The sequence below is a fragment of the Ruegeria sp. AP11 genome, from assembly GCF_056535865.1.
Genome location: NZ_JBQFJB010000001.1, coordinates 242,742 through 250,182 on the forward strand (window position 1 = coordinate 242,742; position 7,441 = coordinate 250,182).

Genomic DNA, 7,441 nt, shown 5'->3' on the forward strand with positions numbered 1-7,441 from the left:
GTCAGGCCGACACCGCCTTGCGCACCATGTCCCAATAGACCTGCTCGACCTCGTCCAGCGACAGCCGCCCGCCGCTGCGATACCAGGTGATAACACCGTTCAGCATCGCGATCACCGCCAGCGTGGCGATCTTCGTGTCCGACACCGCAAACTGCCCGGTCGCGTGGCCACGCTGCAGGATGCTCTCCAGCGAATCCTCGTACTGCCGGCGCAGGGCCTCGATCTCGGCAAAGTTCTCGGGCGTCAGATTGCGCAGTTCCATATAGGCGATGAACACCTCGTCCGGCCGCTCCAGATGAAAACGGATGTGAAAGCCGACGAACTGGCGCAGGGCGTCCTGCGGATCGCCAAACCGGGTAAGATCGTCATAGGCGGCCAGAAGGTCCTGCATATGCTCGCGCATCAGGCGATAAAGCAGGCTTTGCTTGTCAGGCGTGTAGTTGTACAGCGCACCGGCCTGCACCCCGACTTCGCCCGCGATCTGCCGCATGGAGACGGCGGCATAGCCATGACGGGCAAACAGCCCCAACGCCGCCTTGCGGATGCGGGGGCCGGTGATATCGGAATGAGAACCTTGTGTACGCGCCATGACCCGACAGTATCTGAACATTCGTTCAGATAGAAGCCCGCTTGAACCGGTCCGGCAAAAGGTGCATCACAGGGCTCATGCTGCAACCGATGGGATCGCAATGAAGCCTCTGCCGCTGATATTCCTGCTGCTGACCGCCGCCGCCTGTGTCGATATCCCCGAGTTGGAGGGCAGCGAAACAGACGCGTTGCTCAAGGCGCGCTATCCCAAGCTGATTCCGCTGGATACCGCGCTGGGCGCGCCCGTCGATCCGGTCAGTGAGGCAGCCGAGGTCGAAGAAGAGCTGACATACCGCGGCGAAGCACTGGCGAAACGCGCCGAGGCCCTTCAGAACGCCGAGATAAACTAGCCCGCCGGGTGCGCTGACGGATTGCACCCCTGCCCTGAACCCGATAAGGCAGCGCGCAAAGGATGGCCCGCCAATGGCGGAATTTCGAGCGAAAGGACCCATGGGAATGACACAGGCGCTGCGGCTTGGAATTGCGGGTTTGGGAACAGTCGGTGTGGGCGTGGTCAAGATCGTGCGCCGCCATGCGGACCTGCTGCAGGCGCGCACCGGGCGTCCGATTGAAATCACCGCTGTGTCGGCCCGCGACGCCAGTAAGGATCGTGGCGTGAACCTGTCGGATTACGCTTGGGAAACCGATCCGGTTGCTCTGGCCAAACGCGACGACATCGATGTGTTTGTCGAACTGATGGGTGGCGAAAACGGCCCGGCCAAAGCCTCGGTCGAGGCGGCGCTGGCCAGTGGTAAGGACGTCGTCACCGCCAACAAGGCGCTGCTGGCGATCCACGGGCAAGAGCTTGCCGAAAAGGCCGAAGCCGCCGGTCGCGTGATCCGGTTCGAGGCCGCTGTTGCCGGTGGCATTCCGGTCATCAAATCACTGACCGAAGGGCTGGCCGGAAACGAAATTACCCGTGTCATGGGTGTGATGAACGGCACCTGCAACTATATCCTGACCCGGATGCAATCGCAGAAGCAGGGCTATAACGCGCTGTTCGAAGAATGTGCGCAGCTGGGCTATCTGGAAGCGGATCCAAATCTGGATGTGGGCGGCATCGATGCGGCGCATAAGCTGGCGCTGCTGTCGTCGATCGCTTTCGGCACCAAGCCGAACTTCGACGGGATCGAGATCGAAGGCATTCAGCAGATCAGTCTGGACGATATCGATCAGGCTGACGACATGGGCTATCGGATCAAGCTGCTGGGCGTGGCACAACGCACGGCGCGCGGTCTGGAACAGCGGATGCAGCCGTGTCTGGTGCCCAGTGACTCACCGCTGGGTCAATTGGAAGGCGGTACCAACATGGTCGTGCTGGACGGCGACTCGGTCGAGCAGATCGTTCTGCGCGGACCCGGCGCGGGCGAAGGCCCGACCGCCAGCGCCGTGATGGGCGATGTCTGCGATCTGGCCCGTGGGCTGCACATTCCGACATTCGGACGCCCTGCCGCGTCGCTGCAGGATGCCAAACCTGCCGTAACCGGTCTGCCAGCAGCATATTATCTGCGGCTGGGCCTGCTGGACAAACCCGGCGCGCTGGCCAAAGTGGCCGCCATCCTGGGGGATGCCGGCGTCTCGATCGACCGGATGCGCCAGTATGGCCATGCCGAAAGCACCGCTCCGGTTCTGATCGTCACCCACAAGACCACCCGCGCGACACTTGACATCGCCCTTGAGGGTTTGCGCGATACGGATGTCATCGCGGGCGAGCCCGTTGCCCTGCGGATTGAAGAGGTTTGAGCTTGCGGCCTGCATGAAACGCAAGCTATGCCGGGTATAACGGCTTGATTGACCTGAGGATACGAACACATGAGTGCTGCCAAGATCGATTTTAACGACCGCCTCCTATCTTTGGGACTGGCAAGGGTTGCGGAACAGGCCGCACTGGCCTCGGCCTCGCTGGTTGGGCGGGGCGACGAAAAGGCAGCCGATCAGGCCGCCGTTAACGCCATGCGCGAGCAGCTGAACCTGCTGGATATCGCGGGCGTGGTTGTGATCGGCGAAGGTGAACGCGACGAAGCGCCGATGCTGTATATCGGTGAAGAGGTCGGCACCGGCAGCGGCCCGGGCGTGGACATCGCTCTGGATCCGCTGGAAGGCACCACCCTGACCGCCAAGGACATGCCCAACGCCCTGACCGTGATCGCCATGGGCCCGCGCGGTTCGATGCTGCATGCGCCGGATGTGTACATGGACAAGCTGGCGGTTGGCCCCGGCTATCCTGAGAATGTTGTCAATCTGGACATGACCCCGCGCGAACGGGTCGAAGCGCTTGCCAAGGCCAAAGGCTGTGAGCCTGCCGATATCACCGTTTGCATCCTTGAACGCCCCCGCCATGAGGCGATGATCGCCGAAGTGCGCGAGACCGGTGCCTCGATCCGCCTGATCACCGATGGCGACGTGGCCGGTGTCATGCATTGCGCCGAAAGCGAAGTGACCGGTATCGACATGTACATGGGTCAAGGCGGCGCGCCCGAGGGCGTACTGGCCGCTGCCGCTCTGAAATGCATGGGTGGTCAGATCTTTGGCCGCCTGCTGTTCCGCAACGATGACGAACGCGGCCGCGCCGCCAAGGCGGGCATCACCGATCTGGATCGTGTTTATGCGCGCGATGAAATGGTGACCGCAGATGTGATCTTTGCCGCCACCGGCGTGACCGGAGGGTCGCTGCTGCCGCGCATCAAGCGCGAGCCGGGCTGGGTCGAGACAACGACGCTGCTGATGCGGTCCAAGACGGGCTCGGTCCGGCGTATGTCTTACCGCACGCCCATGTGGTCGCATACCGACGCATAGCGGCTTGCGCCGCTGCCTTCGGCGAGAGTATTTGTGAAAAGATGAAGAGGCCGGGTCCGCAGGGGTCCGGCCTTGGTGCATGAGGTGAGATGTGGCGTTTCTGGGTGTTGAGCAATCGTTGACGGGGCGGCGCTGGGTTGGACCGGGGGTCGAGGTCGAGCGGTCGGCTGAGATGATGGCGCAGCAAACCGATCTGCCGCGCGCCCTGTGTCAGGTGCTGGCACGGCGCGGCGTGCCGGTGATGGAGGCCACCGGGTTTCTGGAGCCAAAGCTGAAGGAGCTGTTGCCCGATCCGCGTTCGATGAAAGACATGGAAGTTGCGGCCACCCGGTTTCTGGAGGCGGTAAGCAAGCGCCAGAAGATCGCGGTGTTCGCCGATTACGATGTGGATGGGGGCAGTTCGGCGGCGTTGTTGCTGGTGTGGCTGCGTCAGATGGGGCTAATCGCGACGCTCTATGTGCCTGACAGGATCGACGAAGGCTATGGGCCGAACGTGCCTGCCATGCGGGAGTTGGCAGCCAGCCATGATCTGATCATCTGCGTGGATTGCGGAACGCTCAGCCACGAACCGATTGCGGCGGCGACGGGTGCAGATGTGATCGTTCTGGACCACCATTTGGGCGGGGAAACCCTGCCGGACTGCGTCGCAGTGGTGAATCCGAACCGGCAGGACGAAAGCGGCGATCTGGGCTATTTCTGCGCTGCTGCCGTGGTGTTCCTGATGCTGGTCGAGGCGGGTCGCCAATTGCGGGCCGCCGGTGCCAAAGGGCCGGATCTGATGTCGATGCTGGATCTGGTGGCGCTGGCGACGGTGGCGGATGTCGCGCCGTTGATCGGGGCCAACCGGGCGTTGGTGCGGCAGGGGCTGAAAGTCATGGCCCAAAGGCAGAGGCCGGGGCTGGTGGCACTGTCGGATGTGGCGCGCATGGACACTGCCCCCAACAGCTATCATCTGGGGTTTCTGCTAGGTCCACGTGTGAATGCGGGTGGGCGGATAGGGCAGGCCGATCTGGGCGCACGGTTGCTGAGTACCGACTCGGTCACCGAAGCCGAAGCCCTGTCCGAACGGTTGGATGCTCTGAACGCGGAACGGCGCGACATCGAGAACGCGGTGCGCGCGGCAGCCATGGCACAGGCCGAGGAACGCGGGCTGGACACGCCACTGGTCTGGGCCGCAGGCGAGGGCTGGCATCCCGGCGTGGTGGGCATTGTCGCCTCGCGCCTGAAAGAAACCGCGAACCGCCCTGCCATCGTGATCGGCTTTGACGGTGACGAGGGCAAGGGCTCGGGCCGTTCGGTCTCGGGTGTGGATCTGGGCGCGTCGATCCAGCGACTGGCGACCGAGGGGCTGCTGGTCAAGGGCGGTGGTCACAAGATGGCGGCCGGCCTGACGGTGATGCGCGACCAGTTGGAGCCTGCGATGGCGCGGCTGTCCGAGTTGCTGGCGAAACAGGGCGCAGGGCAAGGCGGCCCAGCCGATCTGAAACTGGACGGGGCGCTGATGCCGGGGGCCGCGACGGTCGATCTGATCGAACAGATCGAAAAGGCAGGACCATTCGGGGCCGCGGCCCCTGCCCCACGCTATGCACTGCCCGACCTGCAGGTGCGCTTTGCCAAACGCGTGGGCGAGACGCATCTGAAGCTGTCTTTGTCCGACGGAATGTCCGGCGGGCTGGACGCCATCGCCTTCGGTGCGTTTGATGGTCCGCTGGGTGACAAGCTGTCAAATCACGGCGGCGCGCGGTTCCATTTTGCGGGCCGGCTTGAGGTTAACACATGGGGTGGGCGCCAATCTGTACAACTGAGGTTGGAGGACGCGGCAGAAGCTGGATAAAGCCTATCTGAAGCCCACCAAAAAACTTTCACATCCCTGCATTTTTCGGCTTGCGGGGGTCGGGGTGAAACCGTAAAAGGCCCTCCACAAGCCAGCGTGGCCCGTTCGTCTATCGGTTAGGACGCCAGGTTTTCAACCTGGAAAGAGGGGTTCGATTCCCCTACGGGCTGCCATTTTGCTTGTCTGGACCCAAGTGGCCCGTTCGTCTATCGGTTAGGACGCCAGGTTTTCAACCTGGAAAGAGGGGTTCGATTCCCCTACGGGCTGCCATTTATCCAATCCTCTCCGCTTCAGCCTTCGATCAGGCCTCATAGATGTTATATCGCGCGGCGCCGACCCGATCGTTCGAGTATTGCGTTTAACTGGATCGGACCGATCCGTTCAACGAGGCAACGCCGCAGCCTGAACAGAATATGCCGCCCAACGACCTCTACAGGTCGCTTTTTCATCCGCTTGATCACAGATCGGCGCGACTCGCTTGACAAGCGGCCTGCCGCTGCCGCATGAGCCTTTCGTTGGTGTCTGCAACAGCAGATGAAAAGGGAATGCGTCAACGGGTTATCCGCCAAACGCAGCCGCCCCCGCGACCGTGACCGGAGAGGGTGCCCAATGCCACTGGCCGCAAGGCCGGGAAGGCGGGACATCCGACAGGGCAGACGCTCTGATATCCGCAAGCCGGGAGACCTGCCAGCGCCCGAAGATGAAACCGGACGGGGTGTTCCGGTGTCGGGTCAAATGTGACCCGCATGAGACCCCGTCCCCCACGTATAGGATTGGGGGGATGAGAGACATGACCGAGACCGCACCGGTTGAGCTGCTGGTCTGCACCACCTGCCGTCGCGGCTTGCCCGTCGAGGATGACGCGCAGCGCCCGGGCACCCTGTTGCATCAGGCTCTGGAACAGGCAGACCTGCCCGATGGCGTCAACCTGAGAGCCGTCGAATGCCTGTCGAACTGCGATCAGGGCTGTTCCATCGTGCTGCGTGGCGGGCCGGATCGCTGGACATTCGTCTACGAGAACCTGAACGAGACCGATCATGTCGACGTCATCGTTGACGGCGCAACCAAATATCTGGCCACCGAGGACGGTCTGGTCAAATGGCGCGAGCGCCCCGAACATTTCCGCAAAAACTGCGCCTCGCGCATTCCCCCGATTGGAGCCTGAGATGAGCAACCTTGAGAAACTCCCCGTCACCGTGATCACAGGTTTTCTGGGCTCGGGTAAGACCACACTGGTGCGCCACCTGATGCAAAACCCGCAGGGCAAGCGTCTGGCCGTTGTGGTCAACGAATTCGGCGATGTCGGTGTCGATGGCGATATCCTGAAATCCTGCGCCATCCCGGATTGCCCGGCCGAGAACATCATGGAGCTGGCCAATGGTTGCATCTGCTGCACCGTGGCCGATGATTTCATCCCTACCATCGAGGCGCTGATGGCGCTGGAACCGCGCCCCGATCACATCCTGATCGAGACCTCCGGCCTTGCGCTACCCAAGCCGCTGCTGAAAGCGTTTGACTGGCCGGATATCCGCTCGAAAATCACCGTGGACGGCGTGATCGCGCTGGCCGATGCCGAGGCCGTCGCCGCCGGTCGTTTCGCCCCGAATGTCGAGGCAGTCGATGCCCAGCGCATGGCTGACGACTCCATCGACCACGAAACGCCGCTGTCCGAAGTGTTCGAGGACCAGATCTCCTGCGCCGATATCATCCTGCTGACCAAGCCCGATCTGGCCGGTCCCGAAGGCGTTGCCAAAGCCAAAGAGATCATCGCCGCCGAAGCCCCGCGCCCGCTGCCCGTGGTCGAGGTTGCCGAGGGTGTCGTGGATGTGCGCGTCGTATTGGGCCTTGAGGCCGCCGCCGAGGATGACATGGATGCCCGCCCGTCGCATCATGACGGCCATCACGACCATGAACATGACGATTTCGAAAGCATCATCGTCGAGCTGCCGGAACAGAGCGATCCGCTGGAACTGGTTGCCAGGATCGAACGTCTGGCCAAGGAGCTGAACATCCTGCGCGTCAAGGGCTATGCCGCTGTTCAGGGCAAGCCCATGCGCCTGCTGGTTCAGGCCGTTGGTGCCCGTGTGCGTCATCAGTACGACCGCCCGTGGGAACCCGGCGAAGAGCGCCGCTCGCGGCTTGTGGTGATCGCCGAGCATGATGACATCAACGAGGCCGCAATCCGCGATATCCTCGTGGGTGTGACCGAGGCCGCCGAGTAAG

The 7,441-nt window shown here is 62.7% G+C and carries 7 protein-coding genes, 2 tRNA genes and 1 riboswitch; of the genes, 8 read left to right on the top strand and 1 reads right to left on the bottom strand.

The features are described from left to right. Position 1: 1 nt before the first annotated feature. Positions 2-589: a TetR/AcrR family transcriptional regulator gene (locus ACR3E4_RS01300; protein ID WP_480531537.1), complete on the bottom strand. Its 588-nt coding sequence runs from the start codon at positions 587-589 to the stop codon at positions 2-4. A gap of 100 nt (positions 590-689) precedes the next feature. Here ACR3E4_RS01300 and ACR3E4_RS01305 point away from each other — a divergent pair, with 100 nt between their 5' ends. The 8 genes from ACR3E4_RS01305 to cobW all read left to right on the top strand — a co-directional run bounded on the left by ACR3E4_RS01305 (position 690) and on the right by cobW (position 7,440). Further along, positions 690-938 carry a hypothetical protein gene (locus tag ACR3E4_RS01305; RefSeq protein ID WP_480531535.1) on the top strand — a complete coding sequence of 83 codons (249 nt, stop codon included), beginning with the start codon at positions 690-692 and terminating at the stop codon, positions 936-938. Between the two features lie 106 nt (positions 939-1,044). Then, the gene (locus tag ACR3E4_RS01310) at positions 1,045-2,331 is read left to right on the top strand and encodes a homoserine dehydrogenase (RefSeq protein ID WP_480531533.1); all 1,287 of its coding nucleotides are present in this window, start codon (positions 1,045-1,047) and stop codon (positions 2,329-2,331) included. Between the two features lie 69 nt (positions 2,332-2,400). After that, on the top strand, positions 2,401-3,384 hold the full coding sequence (gene glpX / locus ACR3E4_RS01315) for a class II fructose-bisphosphatase (RefSeq protein ID WP_480531531.1): 984 nt from the start codon (positions 2,401-2,403) through the stop codon (positions 3,382-3,384). A 91-nt stretch (positions 3,385-3,475) separates the two neighbouring features. Further along, positions 3,476-5,218: a single-stranded-DNA-specific exonuclease RecJ gene (gene recJ / locus ACR3E4_RS01320; RefSeq protein WP_480531529.1), complete on the top strand. Its 1,743-nt coding sequence runs from the start codon at positions 3,476-3,478 to the stop codon at positions 5,216-5,218. A gap of 98 nt (positions 5,219-5,316) precedes the next feature. Then, positions 5,317-5,391 (top strand) — tRNA-Glu (locus tag ACR3E4_RS01325). Positions 5,392-5,413: 22 nt separating this feature from the next. Beyond that, positions 5,414-5,488: transfer RNA gene (locus ACR3E4_RS01330), tRNA-Glu, on the top strand. Positions 5,489-5,717: 229 nt separating this feature from the next. After that, positions 5,718-5,924, top strand: a riboswitch (cobalamin riboswitch). A gap of 84 nt (positions 5,925-6,008) precedes the next feature. After that, positions 6,009-6,383 carry a DUF1636 family protein gene (locus ACR3E4_RS01335; RefSeq protein WP_480531527.1) on the top strand — a complete coding sequence of 125 codons (375 nt, stop codon included), beginning with the start codon at positions 6,009-6,011 and terminating at the stop codon, positions 6,381-6,383. Position 6,384: 1 nt separating this feature from the next. Continuing rightward, the gene (cobW, locus tag ACR3E4_RS01340; protein WP_480531525.1) at positions 6,385-7,440 is read left to right on the top strand and encodes a cobalamin biosynthesis protein CobW; all 1,056 of its coding nucleotides are present in this window, start codon (positions 6,385-6,387) and stop codon (positions 7,438-7,440) included. Position 7,441 lies beyond the last annotated feature (1 nt).

Coding starts and splice junctions, on each gene's coding strand:
- ACR3E4_RS01305 (WP_480531535.1), top strand. CDS start 690: ATGAAGCCTCTGCCGCTGATATTCCTGCTGCTGACCGCCGCCGCCTGT.
- ACR3E4_RS01310 (WP_480531533.1), top strand. CDS start 1,045: ATGACACAGGCGCTGCGGCTTGGAATTGCGGGTTTGGGAACAGTCGGT.
- cobW (WP_480531525.1), top strand. CDS start 6,385: ATGAGCAACCTTGAGAAACTCCCCGTCACCGTGATCACAGGTTTTCTG.
- ACR3E4_RS01300 (WP_480531537.1), bottom strand. CDS start 589: ATGGCGCGTACACAAGGTTCTCATTCCGATATCACCGGCCCCCGCATC.
- glpX (WP_480531531.1), top strand. CDS start 2,401: ATGAGTGCTGCCAAGATCGATTTTAACGACCGCCTCCTATCTTTGGGA.
- ACR3E4_RS01335 (WP_480531527.1), top strand. CDS start 6,009: ATGACCGAGACCGCACCGGTTGAGCTGCTGGTCTGCACCACCTGCCGT.